Here is a 19848-nt window from a genome sequence, read left to right as displayed (position 1 = left end):
CTGGTGAGTCTCCTCGATGACGTGGCAGAGCGCGACGGCTGGCGCTGCTGGGTGTGCGACGAACCGGTCGACCCCGGCATGTCCGTGAACGACGCGCGCGGGCCCAGCGTCGACAGCCGCACCGCCGACCGCAAGGCCAAGATCGCCGAACGGCTCGCGCACCGCGGGTGCAACAGCCGCAAGGGCGCGGTGAAGATCGTCATCTCCTGGCCGGACCGCCTGCACGTCGCCGAACCCGCGCCGCTGATCACCGTGGCCGGGAGGCTGGAACGCAAGGGGGGCCGCGAGATGGTCGCCCGCTGTCCGTCCAGGCAGGACGCCCAGGAGACGGCGGAGTGGCTGGAGGACCGGTTCTCCCGGCTCGTGCCGGGGCTGCCGGTGACCGCCTCCGTCGAGGCGGGCGGCGGGCAGTTCCTCGTCGTGCTGGCCACCGGGCGCCGCTGACCGGAGCGCTGCCGAGCTCGTTCATGTGATCAGGAACATCGCCCGCGTTGTTGAAGTTTCAACATTGAAGTTGCACACTCGTATGTGAAACTTCAACAACGCGGAGGCACCGATGACGAGCACGGAGCTGAAGGCACCTGCGGCGACGGTGCGCACGCAGGTCACGGTGCCGCTGGAGTTCCCGGACGGGTACGCCACGACGGCGGAGGTCTTCACCTTCACCGGTCTGGGCGACGGCCTGGAGCACCTGGCACTGGGGCTGGGCGACTGGCGGGCCTCGGTGACCCGCGCCGCCGCCGGGGACGTCGCGCCGTTGGTGCGGCCGCACAGCGAGTGCCTCACCGGTGACGTGTTCGGGTCCCAGCGCTGCGACTGCGGTCCCCAGCTGCGCGAGGCCGTGGAACGCATCGCGGGCGAAGGCGGGTTCCTGCTGTACCTGCGGCAGGAAGGCCGCGGCATCGGGCTGTACGCCAAGCTCGACGCCTACGCGCTGCAGGACTCCGGGCTCGACACCTACGAGGCGAACCTGGCTCTCGGACGTGGTGAGGACGAGCGCGACTACACCGCGGCGGCGCAGATGCTGCACGCGCTCGGTGTCGACCGGGTCCGGTTGCTGAGCAACAACCCCGACAAGGCGCTGCAGCTCGACGCGCTCGGCGTCGAGGTCACCGACCGCGTTCCGACCGGGGTGCACCTGACCGGTGCCAACGCCGCCTACCTGACCGCCAAGGTCGCCCGCACCCACCACACCCTCGACCTGCCGCTGGCCGGCTGACCACCCTGAGAGGAAAGACATGACCCCGACCGTGGACAAGACCGCTTCGACGGTGGTGCCGCTGCACCCGCTGCTGGCCGACCGCTGGAGCTCGCGGGCGTTCGACCCCGATCACGAGGTCACGGACGAGCAGCTCACCGCGTTGCTGGAGGCTGCTCGCTGGGCGCCGAGCGCGTCCAACACCCAGCCGTGGCGCTTCGCGGTGACCAGGCGCGGCACCGCAGAGCACGCGGCGGTGCTCGAGACGCTGGCCGGCGGCAACCAGGTGTGGGCGCGGGCCGCGTCGGCGCTGGTCGTCGTGGCGGCACGGACCACGGGTGCCGACGGCGGCGCGGTGCCGTGGGCGGTCTACGACGCCGGCCAGGCCGTGGCGCACCTGTCCGTGCAGGCCCAGGCCGAGGGACTGGCGGTGCACCAGATGGGCGGGTTCGACCGCGACCGCCTCACCACCGTGCTCGCCGCTGCCGACGTGGTGCCGCTGGTCGTCGCCGCCGTCGGCCTGCGCGACGAGCCCTCCCGGCTCGCGGAGCCCTTCGCGCAACGGGAAACCGCCGCGCGCGTGCGCCTTTCCGTCGACGAACTGCTGCTGCCGGTGCGCACAGCTTCCGCGTGATCGAACCCGGCGCGGCCGGAGGAGGGAGGATGACGTGGTGACCGACGCTCGACCCGACGCCGTGACCGAACCGCGCTGGCTGACCGGCACCGAGATGGCCGCCTGGCTCAACGTCACGCAGCTGCTGATGCTGCTGCCCACCGCGCTCGACCGCCAGCTGCGTGACGACGCGGGCCTGCCGCACGCCCACTACCGCATCCTGACCATGCTCAGCGCCGAGCAGGACGGGAGCATGCGGATGACGCAGCTCGCGCGCAGGGCGGGCACCACCACGACCAGGCTCTCGCACGCGGTGTCCGTGCTGGAGGAACGGGGCTGGGTGGAGCGGTCCGCCTGCCCGACCGACAAACGCGGCCAGGTCGCGCGGCTCACCGACGAGGGCTGGGCCTTCCTGCGCGTCGCGGCGCCCGGTCACGTCGCCGAGGTCCGCCGGCTCGTCTTCGACCACCTGACCGACGACGACGTCACCCGCCTGCACGAGATCACCGCGAAGATCCTCCCGTCGCTCACCGACCAGTGAGCGCGGACCTAGGATGCGGACCATGCCGCGATATGTCGACGAGGACCTGCACGGTGCCGAGTTCCGCGAGTGCGACCTGACCGGCGCGCGCCTGATCGGCGTCGTCATGCAGGACGCCGTGATCGACGGCTTCGTCACCAACCTCGTGGTGAACGGCGTCGAGGTCACCGAGTACGTCGAGGCCGAGCTCGACCGGCGTCATCCGGTGCGGGTGCTCCTCCGCTCCGACGACCTCGCCGACCTGCGCGAGGCAGCGCGCCAGCTCCACGCCGGCTGGGCCGCCACGATCGAACGCATCCGCCGCACGCCCGGTATCGAGCGCCGCAGCGTGAACGACGAGTGGTCGGCCGCGCAGACGTTGCGCCACCTGGTCTTCGTCCACGACTCGTGGTTCCGCCGCTGCTGCCTGGGCTCGACAGAGCTGTTCACGCCGATGGGCATCGGTCCGGCGGTCGAGCCCTACCGTGAAGCGCACGGGCTGGACCTCTCCCTCGACCCGTCGCTCGACGAGATCGTGAGCGTGCGTGCCGCGCAGACCGCCGAGCTCGAAGCGTGGCTCGACGAGGTCACCGCCGAGCAGCTCGCCGCGGACGCCCCGGTGCCCGACGACGACGTCTGGCCGCCGTACGCGCGGGGCCGCTCAGTGCGGAAGTGCCTCGGCACGGTGCTCAACGAGACCTTCGAGCACCACGGCTTCTGCGTCCGCGACCTCGACCTGGCCGAGTGATCGAACGGGCAGATTTCCCCACCCTGACCACCGGTTATTCCTGAGGGCAATATCAGGGCGGAGGTCAGGGGGAAACCCTGATGGCAGCCGGCCGGAACACGGGCAGTCTGGAGTCGTCAGGGAGATCCGCAGTTCGAGGAGAGTCATGAGCGAATCCAAGCCCGAGTCCGCCCGTACCGCCGTCGACTCGGTGGTCGACGCCGTTCGCGGGTTGGTCAGCGAGGGCATCAACCGCCGTGTGGTGGTGCGGGACAGCAAGGACGACGTGGTGCTCGAGGTGCCGGTGGCACTCGGCCTGGTCGCGGCGTTCGCCGCCCCGGTGGCCACGACGATCGGTGCCGGTGTCGCGCTCGTCGGCAAGTGCGGTATCTCGGTGGAGGACCGCCGGCAGGCCGGCAGCGAGCCGTCGACGACGGTCGAGGCCGACGCCGAGCGGATCTAGTTGTCGCGGCGGTGCCGTTGCCAGGGGGCGACGGCACCGCGCCGGTGCCGGGCGTTACGGCGACGGGGTGAGGCGCGATAGCTTGGCTGGCCGCGACAGCGCCGGTGTCGAGCGGATGGGCAGCCTCGGGTGACGAAGAAGGCGGACGAGACCTACGACTTCGCGCTGTCGTTCGCCGGGCAGGACCGCGACTTCGCGCGCGATCTCGCGGAGGCGTTGGCGGCCAACGGGTTCACGGTGTTCTTCGACGAGAACTTCCAGGCCATGTTGTGGGGCAAGGACCTGTTCAAAGTGCTCCTGGAGGTCTACGGCAAAAAGGCGCGGTACATCGTGCTGATCGTGTCCGAGCACTACGTGCGCAGTCCCTGGACGACGTGGGAGCTGCTGTCCGCCCTCGAGACCAGGCTCCGCGGCAGGGACGACGCCGTGTTGCCGGTGCGTCTCGACGACACCGAGGTGCCGAGCCTGCCGAAGGGCATCGGCTGGATCGACGTGCGCCGGCACGAGGATCGGGCGATCGAGACCTTGGTGGGGTTGCTGACCGCCAAGAAGACCTCAATCGCACCAGCGCCCGCCCCGGTGAAGCGAAGACGGGTGTTGCTGCTCGGCTCCGGTGGCCTTCTCGCCGCCCTGGGGACCTACTTCGGGGCCAGCCTGTTCAGGCGTGCGGAGCCGGGGGACGAGCGGTGGCGCCGGGGTTTCGAGTCGGCGTGCTTTCCGGTGGTCAACGGGGACGACGTGGTGCTGTCGTTGCGCGACGGCAGTGTGGTCGGGCTGCGGCAGAGCGATGGTGTGCAGAGCTGGCGGGTCGATGCCGGTGGGGTGATGACAGGGCCGTGCACCGTCATCCGCGGGCTCGTGCTCGCCAGTGCGGCGACGACGCAGACCGAGGGACGGCTGACCGCGATCGACACGGGTGGTGCCGTGCGGTGGACGTTGGTCACGGAGGGAATGCCGTGGCGCCAAAGCGAAGCGGCCGACAACAAGATCCTCGTGGGCACGAGCGCGGGATGGGTGCTGAGCGTTGACGGCCGCACCGGTGAGGTGGTCGAACGCGTGCGGGTGTCCACACAGGTCAACGACGTCGTGGAACTGCAGGGGTTCGTGTACTCGGCGACGGACGTCGACGGGCTGCAGGTGCACCTGCGCGGGAAGCAGGCGTGGAGCCGCACCACCGCGGGGAACGTCGTCGGCCTCGCGACCGCCGCGAACCGCATCTTCCTGACGGTCAGCAACTCGAGGCAGCGCACCGGCCAGGTGCAGGCTCTCGACGCTGCCACAGGTGAGATCGAGTGGCAGCACAGCATCGACGCTCAGATGTCGACGGGACCAACGCTGGTGCGTGGTCAGGTCCTTGTGCCCGACATCCTCGGGGTGATGCACTCGCTGGACGCGACGAGCGGCGCGGTGCGGTGGCAGCAGGACGTTGGCGCCGTGTCCATCAACCGGGTCACCTGGGACGGGGACACGCTGTACGTCGGCACGCGACGTGGGCTCGCGGTGCTGGACGCGCGTTCCGGTGCGGTGAAGTGGACCAAGAACGTGACTTCGGCTTGGCCGTCGGATGCGTACGGGGGAGCGCAGCCGGTGCTGGGAGAGAAGACGGTCTTCCTCGGGTACGGCGACATGCAGGTCTCCAGCAAGAACGGTGACGTCTACGCGTTCGTCCGCTGAGCCTGGCTCAGGGCCGGGACATCCACTCGGTGAGCAGGGTGCGCTCGGCCTCCGTCAGTCGCAGCTCCGGCAGTCCTCGCCGGACCGCATCGGCAGCCGTCTCCTCCGGTAGCGACTCCTCGTGCAGGATCGACCGCAGGACCGTCTCGTACATCGCGTCGGCAAACCCGGGATCCTGCTCCTGAGGCGGCGTGGACAACAGGGTGAGCACCGTGCCGGTACCGGCGGCATGCAGCAGCTCGATGGCCCGCCGCTCAGTGACTCGAAGCCGTCCAGTGGCGGCAACGCGCTGCATCCGCGCCCTCAGAACCTCCATCCCGGTGTTCATCGACGGCGAACGGGCCGCGCGCACCGGGTCCAGCAGCAGGCTGATCAGGCCGGGGTTGGCCAGACCGAAGCCGAGGTGCGCCTCCCACCCCGCGCGGAGGTCGGCCAGCGGGTCGTCGCTGGGTTCGGCGGCCTCCTTCCCGGCCACGTACGCGGCGAAGACGTGCTCGGCGACCGCGTCGAGCAGCGCGTCCTTGTCCTCGAAGAACCGGTAGATCGTCGGCGCCTGGGTGTCCGCCTCCTGCGCCACCGCGCGGATGGTCACCGCGCCGGCGCCTCGTTCCCGCAGCAGCCTCGCCGCTACCTCCACGATGCTCGCGCGTGCCTTGCCGCGGGTGCTCTCCATCACGACGCCCACTCTATCGCAGCGTTGCTCACGTGGTTACTATCGCTGTTACTACCAACGTTAGCGAGGCGGGGAAATGATCATCATCACCGGAGTGACCGGCAAGCTGGGCTCCCAGGTCGTCGACCAGGTGCTGGCACGGGTGCCGGCGGAGCGCGTCGGCGTCAGCGTGCGGGACGTCGACGGGGCGGCCGCGGTGGCGGCACGCGGGGTGCGGGTGCGGCGCGGCGACTTCTCGGACCCGGACTCGCTCGCCGGGGCGTTCGAGGGCGCCACGCAGGTGCTCGTCGTCTCGACCAACGAGACCGGCCCGGCCGCGCTCGCCCAGCACGTCACCGCGATCGACGCCGCCTGCGCCGCGGGAGCGGATCGCGTGCTGTACACCAGCCACCAGGGCGCGGCGAGCGACTCGCTCTTCGCGCCGATGCCCGATCACGCGGCCACCGAGCAGCACCTGGCCCGCACCGGGCGGCCGTTCACCGCGCTGCGCAACGGTTTCTACGCGAGCACGGTGCCGCTGCTGCTCGGCCAGGCGCTGGCGACCGGCGAGCTCGTCGCACCCGAGGACGGCCCGGTGTCCTGGACCGCGCACGCCGACCTCGCCGAGGCCGCGGCGATCGTGCTGGCCGAGGGCGACCTGTTCGACGGACCGACCCCGCCGCTCACCGCGCCGGACGCGTTCGACCTCGGCGACGTCGCCGCGATGCTGACGGACCTCACCGGCCGCACGATCCGCCGGGTCGTCGTCGCGGACGAGGAGTGGGCCGCGTCCCTGGTCGGGCACGGCGTGCCCGAGGACCAGGCGAACCTGTTGCTCGGCATGTTCCGCGCCTCCCGCCGCGGCGAGTTCGCGACGACGGGGGACCAGCTGGAGAAGCTGCTGGAGCGCCCGGCGACCTCGTTGCGTTCGGTGCTGGAGGCGGCTGTCAGGGCGTGACGAGCTGGCTGACCGTGTCCACGACGGCGCGGCGGCGTTCCGCTCGCCGCTCTCCGCGACCAGGCCGCGGCCCGGTCGCGGGTCACGACGCCCCGGCACTGCCCGCGTGCCACTTCAGGTTGCATCTGGGGTCGATGTGACGATGTACCCGGCGAGGGAGGCGTGGTGGCGAAGTCGATCAAGGTGAAGTCGGGGACCGGCCGGTTCGTGTCGGGACTCGTGCTGGTGGGCGCGATCTGGGGGCTGACGCTCGTGATCGGCGCGTACACCGAGCAGAACTCCTGGGCCAGCAGTGAGGGGACCGTGCAGGAGCGGCTGAAGTCGGGCAAGAGCGCCTCGGTCAAGGTCGAGTACTCGCTGCCGGACGGCTCGAAGCAGACCGCGACCCTGTCCGAGAACGGCCCGATCCGGAACCCGGGCGACCGCGTGACGGTCCGCTACGACCTGGAGAACGGCAAGGTCGTCGACGCCGCGCTGGCCGACAACGACGAGGCGCTCTGGGTGACGGGCGTGATGCTGGGCGTCCTGGGGCTCGGCGCGCTCGTCATGAACCTCATGGCGTGGGTGCCCGCGTCACGACGGGAGTGAGCAAGCGCCCGTCTCGTACTTCGGGCTGGTCCGCCGCGTCTCGCGAACTCGTACGATGAGCCCGTGTTCGCCCTTCTGCGGTCGGTGTGGGAAGAACCGCCGCCGGCGCGCGCGGCGGCGAGACTGTGGTGGGACTGGGCGCTCGTCGCCGTGCTCCTCCTGGTCGCGGTGCTGGAGACGGTGCTGCGGACGGACCTGAGCTCGCGGGCCGGCGCGTTGGCCGTGACGGTGGTGCTGCTGCCCCTGCTGTTGCTGCGCCGCAGCAGGCCGCTGGTCGCCGTCGCCCTCGCGTTCGGCGTGGCCGCGGTCGCGTCGCTGGTGTTCTGGGGCGAGCCCGAGCTCAACGTGACGGTGTTCATGCTGCTCTTCCCGTTCTCGTTGTTCCGGTGGGGTTCCGGGCGCGAGGCGGTGATCGGGCTCGCGATCATGCTCGGCAAGGTCGGGCTGTCGGCGGCGCTCGGGTTCATCAGCGTGGGCGAGGCAGGGAGCGGAAGCGCCGTGCTGGGGACGGCCTGCGCGGTCGGAGCCGCTGTGCGGTACCGGGGCCGGGCGCGAGCCAGGGAACTCGACCAGGTCAAGCTGCTCGAACGGGAACGGCTGGCACGGGATCTGCACGACACGGTGGCGCACCACGTGTCGGCGATGGCGATCCGGGCCCAGGCGGGGCTCGCGACCGCGGCGTCCCGGCCGGAGGCGGCGACGGAGGCACTCGGGTTGATCGAGTCGGAGGCGTCGCGGGCGCTCGCCGAGATGCGCACGATGGTGCGTGCCTTGCGGCACAACGAGTCCGCGGACCTCGCACCCAGCCCGACCGTCGCCGACGTCGCACTGCTGGCGAGTCCCGGCAGGCCAGGACCCGAGGTGGACGTGCTGATCGACGGGCCGGTCGACGACCTCCCGAAGTCGGTGGGAACCGCGATCTACCGGCTCACCCAGGAGTCCGTCACCAACGCGCGGCGGCACGCCCGGCACGCCACCCGCATCGAGGTGCGGGTGGTCGTCGGTGACTCGTCGGTGCACGTGAGGGTGAGCGATGACGGGGACACCGGAGGCAATGTCGTGCCAGGGCACGGGTTGATCGGCATGACGGAGCGCGCCGAACTGCTCGGCGGCAGCTGCGAGGCGGGCCCGGACCCCGGCCGGGGCTGGACCGTCACGGCCGTGCTGCCGCTGGCGGTGGGCCGATGAGCGTCAGAGTCGTCGTCGCCGACGACCAGGAGATCGTCCGCACCGGACTGTCGATGATCCTCGACGCCCAGCCGGGCATCGAGGTCGTCGGCGCGGCGCCGGACGGACGACAGGCCGTGGAACTGGCCAGGAGCCTGCGTCCCGACGTGTGTCTGTTCGACATCCGGATGCCCGGCATCGACGGCATCGAGGCCACCCGCCTGCTCGCCGGGCCGGGTGTCGCCGACCCGATCGCCGTCGTCGTGATCACCACGTTCGACCTCGACGAGTACGTCTACGCCGCGCTTCGCGCCGGCGCCAGGGGTTTCCTGCTCAAGGACGCCGGACCCGCCCTGCTCGCCCAGGCCGTGCACGCCGCGGCGTCCGGTGACGCCCTGATCGCTCCCAGCGTCACCGCCCGGCTGATCGAGGCGTTCACGGACGTCGAGCCCGGCCGGGTGGTGCAGCCGATCGAGCCGCTCACCGAACGGGAGGAGCAGGTCCTCGCGGCCGTCGCGGGAGGGCGCACCAACAGCGAGGTCGCCAAGGAGCTCTACATCACGCTCAGCACGGTCAAGTCCCACATCGCCAGCCTGATGGCCAAGATCGGGGTCAGGAACCGCGTCGAGATGGCCATCTGGGCCTACGAGACCAAACGCGTCCGCAGCGGGTTCCGCACGTAGTCAGCCGAAAGTACGACGACCGCGGCGCACCATCGGCCAGGACGGTCGAAGCCCTTCTGCCGATGAGCCGGCACCCCTGCGCGCGCCACGATCTGTGCATGACCTCCTCGACCAAGTGGGACAAGCTGATCCCCGCCGCGATCATCCTGTTCAGCGTGATCCCGGTGCTCGGTGGCGCTCTCCGGCTGGGCGAGCTCGGCGGTGGCGCGGAGATCACGCCGGACAACGCGCGGTTCTTCGCCTCGCCCGTGCCCGTGGTGGTGCACGCCATCACCGCGAGCGTGTACTGCGTCCTCGGGGCCTTCCAGTTCTCTCCCGGCTTCCGCCGCAGCAGACCGTCCTGGCACCGAACGGCAGGGCGCATCCTGGTCCTTTGTGGACTTCTGGGAGCGTTGTCCGGTCTGTGGATGACCGTGTTCTACCCGAAGCCCGACGACGTGGGCGTCCTGCTCACCGGCACCCGGCTGGTGTTCGGCACGGCGTGGGTGGCGTTCATCGCCCTCGGGTTCGCCGCGATCCGCCGCCGGGACGTCACCGGGCACCGCGCCTGGATGATCCGCGGTTTCGCGATCGGGCTCGGCGCGGGCACCCAGGCCGTGACGCTCAGCGCGTGGCTCGTGGCCGTCGGCACGCCCGACCGGCTCAGCAAGGCGTTGCTGATGCTGGCTTCTTGGCTCATCAACCTCGCCGTGGCCGAGTGGATCATCCGCCGCCAGGTGAAACCGTCCCGCGCGACCGTCCAGGTCCGCGCCGCGCTCAGGGAGTCCCGATGAAGGCGATCGTCCAGGACCGGTACGGATCACCGGACGTGCTGGAGTTCCGCGACGTGGAGCCGCCCGCGGCCTCGGGCAGCGAGGTGCTCGTGCGGGTCCGCGCGGCCTCGGTCAACGCGTACGACTGGCACGTCATGCGTGGAGACCCCTACCTGGCACGGGTTTCCGGTATCGGGCTCACCGGTCCTAGAGCGAAGATCCGCGGCCGCGACTTCGCGGGCACGGTGGAGGCGGTGGGCCGCGACGTGCGGCGCTTCCGGCCCGGTGACGAGGTGTACGGCGACCTCGGCACCGCCGACGGGGCGTTCGCCGAGTACGTGTCCGTGCCGGAGGACCTGGTGGAGACCAAACCGGCCAACCTGACGTTCGAGCAGGCCGCCGCGGTGCCGCTGGCCGGTCTCACCGCGCTGAAAGGACTGCGCGACAGCGGAAAGCTCCGGCCGGGCCAGCACGTCCTGGTCAACGGGGCGTCCGGCGGTGTCGGCACGTTCGCCGTGCAGATCGCGAAGTCCATGGGCGCCACCGTGACCGGTGTGTGCCGCACGAGGAACGTCGAACTGGTTTCGTCGCTCGGTGCCGACCACGTCGTCGACTACACCGAGGCTGACTTCACCAGGAGCGGCCAGCGCTACGACCTCGTCCTCGACCTGGTCGGCAACCACTCGCTGACCGGGCTGCGGCGCGCGCTCGCCCCTGGCGGGACGATCGTGCTGTCCGGTGGGGGAGTGTTCAGCGGAGGCAGCCTCGCCGGGCCCATGTGGCTCATGGTCAGGGCGAAGCTGCAGGCTCCGTTCGTGCGCGACCGGGTGCTCGTGCTGACCACGGCGCCCGACGCGGAGATCCTCGCGACGCTGCGGCGCCTCGCTGAGTCGGGTGGCCTCACGCCGGTCGTCGACCGCACCTACTCGCTGGGCGAGGTGCCCGAGGCGATCCGGTACGTCGAGACCGAACACCCCCGCGCGAAGGTCGTCATCACCGTCTAAGCACACGGCGAGAAGTTCTGTCCCGGGCCCGTCGGGTCCAGTTCCCGATGGGTCACAAGGGGCCCGGCACGCCCTTTTTTGCGGTACGCGGGGTCCCCGCGTGTGCTCTGACAGTACGAAAGGTCCCCGCGTGCGGTTCTAGACTTGAGCCGGGCACGCTCAAGTTCGGGGTGGGCGTAGCCCGTGGTTTCGGACAGGACTTCCGGTCAGGTGCTTAGAAGGCGTCCTCGGTGAAGTCGCTCGGCATGTCGTCGTCGAAGTCACCACGTGACGGCCTGGTGCGCTGCTGACCCGCCGTGATGACGTCGTCGAGGTTCTGGCCCTCCTTGATCGCCGTGTACGCGCGCTTGAGCGACGGCATGCTGGTCTGCATCGCGCGTTGCACGTCGGGATCGTTGACGGCCCGGCCGGACGCGATGTCCTGCCAGGACATCGCGCCCGAGTCGACCTTGCGCTGCAGGTCCTTCAGCGCGTTCGGCGCGTCCTTCGACTTGGCGAACTTCTCGATCGCGGCGATGTCCGCGGGGGACAGGTCGGCGCCGCGGGTCTGCACCCTTGACGCCTCCAGCGCGACCTTCTCCAGCCGGGCGCCCCTGGCGTCGAGATCCTGTTGCCACGTCTGCAACTGCTGGCGCGCGCTGTCGTACGGGAACGTCATTCCCCACCGCCCGAGCTCGACGTGCTGGGTTCGGCCCAGCGCTCTTCCTTCGCCGCGTCGATGTACTTGCCGCGCGCCTTGTACCCGCTCTTGGCCATGCCCCACGCGCCGCTGCCCACGGCGGCCGTGCCGTCGCCGAACTTCTCCGTGCCGTCCTGCCACGTGTCGACCACGTCGAAGAAGTCGTTGACGTCGCGCACATCGGGGATCCGCGACAGTGCGGTGCCCATCAGCTTGATGCCGTTGATCATGCCCTGGACGCCCTCGATGAGCGTCTGCATGGACTGGATGAGCTTGCGCACCTGGTCGACGATGTTGACCACGTCGTAGACCATCCACACGGCACGGCCCCAGCCGACGAGCGGGATCCACGCCGTCATCGCGGCCTTCATCAGCTTGTCGCAGATCTTGTCGAGCAGGGTGAGCGCGAGCTTCGCGGCCGAACGGCAGGAGCTCGCCATGTTCTTGAAGCGGTCGCCGATGAACTTCGCGACCTGCGAGTCCCATTCGATGGCCGTGGTCCAGGTGCGGCGCATGCGGTTCTCGAAGCTCTGCGCGGCGCCACCGTCCCAGCTCGGCGAGAGCTCGCCGATGCCGTTGTTGACGTTGTGCCGCACGTTGTCCAGCGCCTTGGCGATCCGGTCCCACGCGGCGGCGTTCGCGTCGATCTTCTCGAAGTCGCCCGCCAGCGGCATGACCAGGTCGCGCACCAGGTCGTCGCCGGTGACCTGCTGGTAGATCCAGTTGACGCCCTGGATCTTCCACCCGGCGGCCTCGATCAGCTCCTTGACGGTCTGCCGGCCCGGCCGGTTGTCCGGCGTGGCGCGCAGAGCGACGTTCGGATCCTCGATGTCCTGGTAGCCGTTGCTGACCCCGCCGGTCATTCGTTCACCCCCAGGAACCGCTCGAGCCAGGACGGGGCCTCCATCTTGCCGCCCGCGGTGTCGATCAGGCAGACCCCGACCGCGTCCGCCTTCTCGTAGACGTCGGCCGACTTCACCAGCGACTCGGCGTCCTGGCCCATCTTCTTGCTGGCGGCGTCCAGCGTCTCGCCGTAGAGCTGCGCGACCCCGGTCACGACGGGGTCCAGCAGCGACAGCAGCCCGGTGAACCCGGACGTGTCCCCACCCTTGGAGATCGCGTGCTCCCGGATCGTCAGGAAGTGCTCTGCCTGACGTTCGAGCAGCCCGCTGTAGCCGCGCAGCTCATCCGGCACGACGTGGAACTTCTCACCCATGGCGGTCATGATGCATGACGGCAATGTGCGGATCCGTCGGATTTGGAGAAAAGGTTCCAATCACGTTGTCAGCGATCGCGCGTGCGCCGGGAGCACCTCCTCCAGTTCGCGCAGCAGCGGCAACGGAACCGTGGAGTACTCCGGAAAGCGGTGGTATGGCTTGATCATGGGATGAAAGCGCTCCGGCAGCTCGCCCGAACGGACCAGCGCCGCCAGTGCCGTGCCGATGCGCTGACCGGGGACCTTGAACGCCAGGTCGTATCCGTCCACTTCGGACACTTGGGGTAGCCACCCGTCGAGGAACGCCTCCGCCTGAATGCGATGAGCGCTCAGTGCGTCGGCGAAGACCGAGCACAGTGCGAGCGTCACCGCGTTCTCGCGTTCGTCGCCGTGGAAGTGGCGCACGGTCAGGCTGATCGACTCCTCGGTGCTGTCCGGCCGCCGACCGGCGAACACCTCGCCGAGCGCGGCCCACGCGTCCACCTCGGCCAGGGCGGCGAGTGCGGACTCCCTGTCGTCCCTGGCGAGCAGACCGTCCTCCAGCACGAACCACAGCAGACCCCGCGACGTGCGCCGGCTCAGTTCGCCGGTCGCGGTGCCGAGCAGCCGGTGTGCGGCGGCCACCGTCCCTGGCACGTCGACCCACAGGTAGTCCACGTCCGCGCCGGTGATCGTCTCCAGGGAGGAGCGCAGCGCGGTCTCCAGGGTCGTGCGCTGCGCCGCCGTCAGCTCGTCCGGCGACAGCGGGCGGTAGACCTCGCCACTGGGGCGGAACTGCCTTGCCACCCGTTCGAGCAGCCGCGAGTGCAGGTTCGGCCGACTGTTCCCCGGAGCCGTCAGCAACGCGTCGTCGCTCGTGCCGAAACTCCACGCCGAGGCGGCCAGGTCGGCGAGGTCGCCCGTCCACGCGTCGTGCACCGGGTACTCGCCCTGCGCGAGGTGGTGCAGCAGCGCGAGCGAGTCGTCGTTGGCGAATCCCGAGTAGACGACGCACGCCGCGGCGGCGCCCCGCACGTGCAGCGACGGGCTGTTCGCCATCAGATCTCGTGCCACAGCAACATGTTCCACCCTGGCGTCGGCTTGCTTCGTGGCGCCAGGGGTGACGCCGTTGTCCCGCGCGGCGAGGAAGCCGTGGGCCAGGCACAGACCCGCGGTCGCGTCCGGTGCGAGGGCAGGGAGTTCCTCCGGTTCGCGGCCCAGCAACACCAGCAGCCGCAACGCCTCGTCGTCGCGAGTGCGACTCCACATCGCCTCGACGTCGGCGGCGAACTCCGCGACCACGCCCGCGTACTGGCTGGTGGCCTTGGCGACGTCGTCGGGCCGTGCCACGAAATGCGTCTCGCCGACGGCGATCCTGGCCAGGAACGTCAACGCCATCGGGTTGTCCCGCCGGACCAGCTCGGCCAGGAACGGGATCGCGGCCTCGGACGCCGTGTAGACCGAACCCTGGTGCGTGGTGGCCGAATACAGGCCGTACACGCCGAAACTCTGGTCGCCGGCGTCGTCGCTCGTGAGCGCCTCGATGAACAACGGCGTCTCGTCGGCCGTGCCGTAGGCGTCCTCCAGGGCCGCCCAGTCCACGTCGTGCAGCCCGGCGGGCGGTGTCGTGGTGCCGAGCAACGGCGGCCGCTCCACGTCGCCCTCGTCCGGGTGCTCGTCGAACTGCGGCGGCTCGAAGGCAGGTAGGTCGTCAGCGTCGAACACGTGTCATCCCGCGAGGTCGAAGTGGAGTGGCGTGGAGGCTAGCAGGGCGGCCTCGGCGAGACGGCCCTGTCCACTGTGGATGATCCGGCTCACCGCGGGGGCCGGGGACGGCGACGCACTCCGAACACCGCGGCCGCCAGCACCACCACCAGCATCTCGATCACCCGCGCCGACAGCAACGAGGTCTCCACCGTGATCTGCATCGAGGTCTCCTGTCTCCTGGTCCTCCGGTGCTCTCACGATGGGGCTCGAGATACCCCGCGTCATCCTCCTGTTCAGGACGGTCCGGCACCGTTGCCCGTGCCCGGCCCCTGTGCTGCAATGAAAGTGATCTCCAGGGGGTCCTGTGCACTTCAACGACGAAGTCGACTGGCCGCAGGTGTTCGGGGAGCACATCTCCCGCTCCAGCCTCGCCGATCCGCGCAACCCGCGCCGGTCGGCCTACGTCAAGACCATGCTGCTGCTCGAAGGCGGGCTCAAGGAGATCGACGACCAGCTGTCCGGCCGCAACTCGCGCAGCCGTGACGAGCTCGCGGGCGCCCGGCTGACGCGGAAGATCGTGGTGCGCCGCGCCGGCGAGCTGCCCGGTGCCGCCCGCGTCGGCGAGGGTGCGTTCCGCGATCGCTGGCCCGGGTCGGGTGGCATGGCGAACTTCTTCATGTGCCTCATCAAGTACACGTGCACGGCACCGCGCTGGAGCAACTTCCTCGACTACGGTCCGCGCCGCGCGCTCGCCGAGCTGCCCGAGGTGCGCGAGGGCACGCTGGAGCTGACCGACCTCATCGCGAAGATCGCCACCCACGACCTGCGGATGCGCAGCCGGCTGGCGAAGTACTGGCTGTTCCAGCTCTCGCTCACGATCGACGCCAAGTGGCAGTCCGTTGCCACGAAGGCGTATCGCGAGATGATCGACGCCTATTCGACGCGATGGGTCCCGGTGTACGAGGAGGGCCTGCGGCTGCTGGGTGTGCGGTTCCGCCCGGGCGTCACGGCGCGCAAGCTCAGCCTGATGGTGTCCGCGCAGACGTCGGGTTTCGCGCAGCAGGTCGCCGGTGCCGGTGACGACACGAGGGAGAACCGCGACCTCTTCGTGGCGTCCGTGCAGGCGCTGATCTACGCCGCGCTCGACCCCGGCGACGGGCATCCGATCACGGAGGCGTTGCGCCGACGGCTGCAGGGGTGAGGCCGAACGGGCGAAGATCAGGACTGTCGGTGCACCGCGTTACGGTCCCGCCCGTGAACCCCAGGAACGAGAAGATCCTCGACCAGATCCGCACCGAGGCACTCGCGCGCGACATCCCGGAGCCCGACGTGGAGCGGTGGATGGGGCTCGTCCGGCCGGCGGCGCTGCTGACGCTGGACGGGGACGGGCCGGTCGTGGGCACGTTCGGCGGTCCGATCCTGCTTCCCGCCGACGTCGAGACGCACGACCTCCCCCTGGTCGCCACCATCGACTGCGCCGCCTTCCCGAGGGAGGCGACGGACCTCGCGCTGCCGGCCGACGGCAAGCTGATGTTCTTCGGTTATCCGGAAGAGCACGGCATGGGCCAGGTCGTGCTCGTGCCGGAAGGCGCGGCGGTCGTGGAACGGGAGCTGGACCCCGAGTCCTACCCGGCCTGCGACGACAGCTTCGAGGAGAACTACGACGAGTACCCCCAGGGCGACATCCACCTCACCTTCGACGTGTCGCTGCCGTTCGTCGGCACGGTCGACGCACCGGCGCCCGTCTACCGCGTGCCGATGCCGGGGCATCCCCACTCCGAGGTGCTGGCCGAGGTGTGGTCGGACCAGTGGGGTGGCGCGAGCATGCTGCTGGGCGGGTACGGCACGGACTGCAACGGGATCGACGCGACCGAGATGGCCGTCCTGTGCGCGGCCTCGGACGCGAAGCAGGGCCGGCGGCCCGGCGGTGGCACGCCGTCGTCCGACCCCGCCGACTGGGTGCTGCTGCTGGAGTTCAACGTCTACCGGACAGGCGGGGGCGCTGCCATGTTCTGGGTGATCGAACGCGAAGACCTGGCCGCGCAACGCTTCGAGCGCACCCAGGTCCTCGTGGACTGGAATCCCTGAGCCGCGATCAGGCCGAGTCGCGCAGCACCAGTTCCGTGGGCAGTATCAGCGACGTCGGCTGCTCGTTGTTCAGCAACCGCAGGAGCATCCGGGTCATCTCGCGGCCCAGTGCCTCGATCGGCTGCCGGACCGTGGTGAGCGCGGGCCGGGTGTGCGCGGCCGTGGCGACGTCGTTGAAGCCGATGACGGCCACGTCCTCGGGCACGCGCTTCCCGTTGTCCCGCAACACGCCCAGCGCCCCGGCGGCCATCGAGTCCGAGGCCGCGAACACCGCGTCCAGGTCCGGGTGGTCGTCGAGCAGCAGCTTCATCCCCGCCGCGCCGCTGTTCTCGCTGAAGTCGCCGTGCGCCACCCGCTGGTCGCCGAGCCCCGCCAGCACGACGGCCTCGCGGAAGCCGAGGTAGCGGGCCTGGCCGGCGTGCGTGTTGAGCTCGCCGGTGATGGTGGCGATGTTGTGGCGGCCCGTGGCGATCAGGTGCTCGACGGCCGTGCGGGCGCCTCCCCGGTTGTCCGCGTCGACGTACCACTGCGGGGTGCGGTCGAGCGAGCGGCCGCCGTGGACGGTGGGCAGGCCGCTGTCCTCCGCCAGCTTCGAGAGCGGGTCGTTCTCCTTGAGTGCCAGCAGCATCACGCCGTCCGCGCTGCGCGACTGCAGGATCTTCGCGAACCGTTCCCTGCCCCGTGCCGAGGCGGCCAGGACCAGCATGAGGTGCAGGTCGGTCTCCTCGAGAGCGGCGTTGACGCCGGTGACCGCCTCGGCGAAGAACAGGTTCGCGAACAGGGCCGGGTCGTCACTGGAGATCGCCAGCACGACGGCGCCCCTGCGCTGGGTGGCGAGGGAACGCGCCGCGGTGTTCGGTACGTAACCGAGCTCCGAGATGGCGCTCTGGACCGCGTTCTTCGCCTTGTCGCTGACATGGCGGGCGTTGTTGATGACGCGCGACACCGTGCCGGTGGACACCCCGGCACGCTGGGCCACCTCTTCGAGCGTGGGCGGGCGCGTGTTCATGGGCGCAGCCTATCAAGCCTGTAAGCGCTCACAGGCCACTCCTTCGAATGACGCCGGCGTACCAGCGGGCGCTGTCCTTGAGCGTGCGGCGCTGGGTCTCGTAGTCGATGTGGACCAGGCCGAACCGCTGGGCGTAACCGAAGGACCACTCGAAGTTGTCCAGCAACGACCACGCGAAGTAGCCCTTCAGCTGGACGCCCGCCGCGACGGCCTCCGCGCAGGCGAGGACATGTCCCTCCAGATAGGAGATGCGGCCGGCGTCGTGCTTCTCGTCGTCGAAGGCCGCGCCGTTCTCGGTGATGTACAACGGGATCGCGGGGTAGTCGCGGTGCAGGCGCACCAGCAGGTCGGACAGGCCCTGCGGATCGATCTCCCAGCCGATCGACGTGCGACTCCGGCCGCCGTCGGCGTGTTCGACGTGCTCGGAGCCCACGTACGCGGACGGGCCCGACGCCGTGCCGTGGCCGACGAGCATGGGGGAGTAGTAGTTCACGCCGAGGAAGTCGATCGGTGCGGCGATGGTCTTGAGGTCCTCGTCCTGCACGTGGCCGAAGTCGCTGATGTGGGCCAGGTCGTCGAGCACGTCCTGCGGGTACGCGGCGAGCAGGACGGGGTCGAGGAAGATCCGGTTCTGCAGACCGTCGATGCGGCGGGCGGCGTCGCGGTCCTGCCTGGCGGACGAGACGGGGGTGACGTGGGTGAGGTTCAGCGTGACGCCGACCTGCGCGCCGGGCATCGCGCGGGCGGCGAGTCCGTGGCCCAGCAGCAGGTGGTGGGCGGCGCGGAGGGCGGCCTCCGGTTCCTGGCGGCCCGGTGCGTGCCTGCCGGTGGCGTGGCCGAGGAACGCCGAGCACCACGGTTCGTTGAGCGTGGTCCAGTGCGTGACCCGGTCGGCCAGCGCCTCGTGGACGATCTGCGCGTACTCGGCGAAGCGGAGCGCGGTGTCGCGTTCCGGCCAGCCGCCCGCGTCTTCGAGAGACTGGGGCAGGTCCCAGTGGTAGAGCGTCGGCCACGGCTGGATGTCGTTGTCCAGCAACGTGTCCACGAGCCGCCGGTAGAAGTCGAGGCCTCGCTGCTCCGCCTTGCCCGTGCCGAGCGGCTGGACCCGCGGCCAGGCGACGGAGAACCGGTAGGCACCGAGCCCGAGCTCGCGCATGATCGCGACGTCCTCGGGGTAGCGGTGGTAGTGGTCGGCCGCCACGGCACCGGTGTCGCCGTTGTCGACCTTGCCCGGTGCCGCGCAGAACGTGTCCCAGATGGACGGTCCGCGTCCGTCCTCGGCCACCGCGCCCTCGATCTGGTAGCTGGACGTGGCCGCGCCCCAGAGGAAACCGGGTTCGAACGTGGTCATGCCTTGACCGCCCCTTCCATGATGCCGCCGATGATCTGGCGACCGAACGCGAGGAACACGAGCAGCAGCGGAACCGTGGCGATCAGCGCTCCGGTGAACATGAGCGTGTAGTCGGTGTAGTAGGTGGTGGAGAGCTGCGACAGCGAGAACTGGACCGTCGGGTTGTCCGCCTCGAGGACCGCGAGCGGCCACAGGAACTCGTTCCACGCGCCCATGAACGTGAACAGGCCGAGCACCGCTGCGCCGGGACGCAACGCCGGCAGCACGATGCTCCAGAACGTGCGGAACGTGCTGCACCCGTCGATGCGCGCGGCCTCGATCAGCTCGTCGGGCACCGCCTGCTCGGCGTACTGGCGCATCAGGAAGACGCCGAACGCGGACACCAGCGCCGGCACGATGATCGCTTCCATCCTGTTCTGCCAGCCCAGCTCCACCATGATCATGTACAGCGGGATGATGCCCATCTGCACCGGGATCATCATGGTGGCGAGGATGACGAGCAGCAGTCCGTTGCGGCCGCGGAACTTCAGCTTGGCGAACGCGAAACCGGCCAGCGACGAGAAGAACACCACCGAGACCGTGATGACCGTCGAGCTCAGCAGCGAGTTCCCCAGGCCGAGCAGGAAGTGCGCGTCCTCGGCGGCGAAGAGCCTGCCGATGTTGTCGCCGAGGTTGCCGCCGGGGGCGAGCGGCGGCGGCCAGTCGCCGACGACGTCGTTGGCGCGCGTGGCGACGACGAAGAGCCAGTACAGGGGGAAGGCGGAGAGCAGGATGCCCGCGAGGAGCGTGAAGTAGACGAGGGGATGGGTCTTGCGCATGG

General features: G+C 70.1%; 23 protein-coding genes. 15 read left to right on the top strand and 8 right to left on the bottom strand.

Translation table 11 applies throughout. The features are described from left to right. Positions 1–3 precede the first annotated feature (3 nt). The 7 genes from ACSHWB_RS40925 (at position 4) to ACSHWB_RS40895 (ending at position 5195) form a co-directional block, all read left to right on the top strand. A complete protein-coding gene (locus ACSHWB_RS40925; RefSeq protein WP_439658692.1) occupies positions 4–444 on the top strand; it encodes a hypothetical protein in 441 nt (146 codons plus the stop codon). Positions 445–556: 112 nt separating this feature from the next. After that, the gene (locus tag ACSHWB_RS40920; protein ID WP_439658691.1) at positions 557–1219 is read left to right on the top strand and encodes a GTP cyclohydrolase II; all 663 of its coding nucleotides are present in this window, start codon (positions 557–559) and stop codon (positions 1217–1219) included. A gap of 19 nt (positions 1220–1238) precedes the next feature. Next, positions 1239–1832 (top strand): nitroreductase family protein, encoded by a 594-nt coding sequence (locus ACSHWB_RS40915; RefSeq protein ID WP_439658690.1) that lies wholly within the window; start codon positions 1239–1241, stop codon positions 1830–1832. Between the two features lie 37 nt (positions 1833–1869). Beyond that, positions 1870–2352: a MarR family winged helix-turn-helix transcriptional regulator gene (locus tag ACSHWB_RS40910; RefSeq protein WP_439658689.1), complete on the top strand. Its 483-nt coding sequence runs from the start codon at positions 1870–1872 to the stop codon at positions 2350–2352. A 22-nt stretch (positions 2353–2374) separates the two neighbouring features. Further along, positions 2375–3079 carry a DinB family protein gene (locus ACSHWB_RS40905; protein WP_439658688.1) on the top strand — a complete coding sequence of 235 codons (705 nt, stop codon included), beginning with the start codon at positions 2375–2377 and terminating at the stop codon, positions 3077–3079. 145 nt (positions 3080–3224) lie between these two features. Further along, complete coding sequence (locus ACSHWB_RS40900) at positions 3225–3521, top strand: DUF4342 domain-containing protein (protein ID WP_439658687.1); 297 nt, start codon at positions 3225–3227, stop codon at positions 3519–3521. A gap of 129 nt (positions 3522–3650) precedes the next feature. Then, complete coding sequence (locus ACSHWB_RS40895; RefSeq protein WP_439658686.1) at positions 3651–5195, top strand: outer membrane protein assembly factor BamB family protein; 1545 nt, start codon at positions 3651–3653, stop codon at positions 5193–5195. A gap of 7 nt (positions 5196–5202) precedes the next feature. On the opposite strand, the gene ACSHWB_RS40890 is transcribed toward ACSHWB_RS40895, so the two are convergent. After that, the gene (locus ACSHWB_RS40890) at positions 5203–5868 is read right to left on the bottom strand and encodes a TetR/AcrR family transcriptional regulator (RefSeq protein WP_439664757.1); all 666 of its coding nucleotides are present in this window, start codon (positions 5866–5868) and stop codon (positions 5203–5205) included. Between the two features lie 76 nt (positions 5869–5944). Here ACSHWB_RS40890 and ACSHWB_RS40885 point away from each other — a divergent pair, with 76 nt between their 5' ends. From ACSHWB_RS40885 to ACSHWB_RS40860, 6 genes are all read left to right on the top strand, one after another. Continuing rightward, positions 5945–6805 carry an NAD(P)H-binding protein gene (locus ACSHWB_RS40885; RefSeq protein ID WP_439658685.1) on the top strand — a complete coding sequence of 287 codons (861 nt, stop codon included), beginning with the start codon at positions 5945–5947 and terminating at the stop codon, positions 6803–6805. Positions 6806–6970: 165 nt separating this feature from the next. After that, complete coding sequence (locus tag ACSHWB_RS40880; protein WP_439658684.1) at positions 6971–7393, top strand: hypothetical protein; 423 nt, start codon at positions 6971–6973, stop codon at positions 7391–7393. Between the two features lie 63 nt (positions 7394–7456). After that, the gene (locus ACSHWB_RS40875) at positions 7457–8581 is read left to right on the top strand and encodes a sensor histidine kinase (protein ID WP_439658683.1); all 1125 of its coding nucleotides are present in this window, start codon (positions 7457–7459) and stop codon (positions 8579–8581) included. After that, positions 8578–9243: a response regulator gene (locus ACSHWB_RS40870; RefSeq protein ID WP_439658682.1), complete on the top strand. Its 666-nt coding sequence runs from the start codon at positions 8578–8580 to the stop codon at positions 9241–9243. Before ACSHWB_RS40875 ends, ACSHWB_RS40870 begins: the two co-directional genes overlap by 4 nt. Before the next feature lie 98 nt (positions 9244–9341). Then, entirely contained in the window at positions 9342–10016 is a 675-nt protein-coding gene (locus ACSHWB_RS40865; protein ID WP_439658681.1) for a DUF2306 domain-containing protein, read from the top strand. Beyond that, positions 10013–10999, top strand: a complete 987-nt coding sequence (locus ACSHWB_RS40860; protein WP_439658680.1) for an NAD(P)-dependent alcohol dehydrogenase — start codon at positions 10013–10015, stop codon at positions 10997–10999. Before ACSHWB_RS40865 ends, ACSHWB_RS40860 begins: the two co-directional genes overlap by 4 nt. Before the next feature lie 214 nt (positions 11000–11213). Here ACSHWB_RS40860 and ACSHWB_RS40855 read toward each other — a convergent pair whose 3' ends face one another. Genes ACSHWB_RS40855 through ACSHWB_RS40840 form a run of 4 tightly spaced genes read right to left on the bottom strand, consistent with a single transcriptional unit; the run spans position 11214 to position 14598 of the window. Further along, positions 11214–11657 carry a hypothetical protein gene (locus tag ACSHWB_RS40855; RefSeq protein ID WP_439658679.1) on the bottom strand — a complete coding sequence of 148 codons (444 nt, stop codon included), beginning with the start codon at positions 11655–11657 and terminating at the stop codon, positions 11214–11216. Further along, positions 11654–12541, bottom strand: a complete 888-nt coding sequence (locus tag ACSHWB_RS40850; RefSeq protein ID WP_439658678.1) for a WXG100 family type VII secretion target — start codon at positions 12539–12541, stop codon at positions 11654–11656. The genes ACSHWB_RS40855 and ACSHWB_RS40850 overlap by 4 nt, the downstream gene beginning before the upstream one ends. Further along, entirely contained in the window at positions 12538–12894 is a 357-nt protein-coding gene (locus tag ACSHWB_RS40845; RefSeq protein ID WP_439658677.1) for a hypothetical protein, read from the bottom strand. Before ACSHWB_RS40845 ends, ACSHWB_RS40850 begins: the two co-directional genes overlap by 4 nt. A gap of 60 nt (positions 12895–12954) precedes the next feature. After that, positions 12955–14598: a hypothetical protein gene (locus ACSHWB_RS40840; RefSeq protein WP_439658676.1), complete on the bottom strand. Its 1644-nt coding sequence runs from the start codon at positions 14596–14598 to the stop codon at positions 12955–12957. A 346-nt stretch (positions 14599–14944) separates the two neighbouring features. Here ACSHWB_RS40840 and ACSHWB_RS40835 point away from each other — a divergent pair, with 346 nt between their 5' ends. After that, positions 14945–15781, top strand: a complete 837-nt coding sequence (locus tag ACSHWB_RS40835) for a hypothetical protein (protein ID WP_439658675.1) — start codon at positions 14945–14947, stop codon at positions 15779–15781. A gap of 53 nt (positions 15782–15834) precedes the next feature. Beyond that, complete coding sequence (locus tag ACSHWB_RS40830) at positions 15835–16668, top strand: DUF1963 domain-containing protein (protein WP_439658674.1); 834 nt, start codon at positions 15835–15837, stop codon at positions 16666–16668. A 7-nt stretch (positions 16669–16675) separates the two neighbouring features. On the opposite strand, the gene ACSHWB_RS40825 is transcribed toward ACSHWB_RS40830, so the two are convergent. From ACSHWB_RS40825 to ACSHWB_RS40815, 3 genes are read right to left on the bottom strand one after another with little or no spacing between them, the layout of a single operon-like run. Next, complete coding sequence (locus tag ACSHWB_RS40825) at positions 16676–17677, bottom strand: LacI family DNA-binding transcriptional regulator (protein WP_439658673.1); 1002 nt, start codon at positions 17675–17677, stop codon at positions 16676–16678. Between the two features lie 28 nt (positions 17678–17705). Next, a complete protein-coding gene (locus tag ACSHWB_RS40820) occupies positions 17706–19028 on the bottom strand; it encodes a GH1 family beta-glucosidase (RefSeq protein WP_439658672.1) in 1323 nt (440 codons plus the stop codon). Beyond that, positions 19025–19846: a carbohydrate ABC transporter permease gene (locus ACSHWB_RS40815; RefSeq protein WP_439658671.1), complete on the bottom strand. Its 822-nt coding sequence runs from the start codon at positions 19844–19846 to the stop codon at positions 19025–19027. The genes ACSHWB_RS40820 and ACSHWB_RS40815 overlap by 4 nt, the downstream gene beginning before the upstream one ends. Between the last annotated feature and the right edge of the window lie 2 nt (positions 19847–19848).

It is taken from the genome of Lentzea sp. HUAS TT2, assembly GCF_051853195.1.
Classification (GTDB): domain Bacteria; phylum Actinomycetota; class Actinomycetes; order Mycobacteriales; family Pseudonocardiaceae; genus Lentzea.
This window is presented reverse-complemented; position numbering and strand designations above follow the sequence as displayed.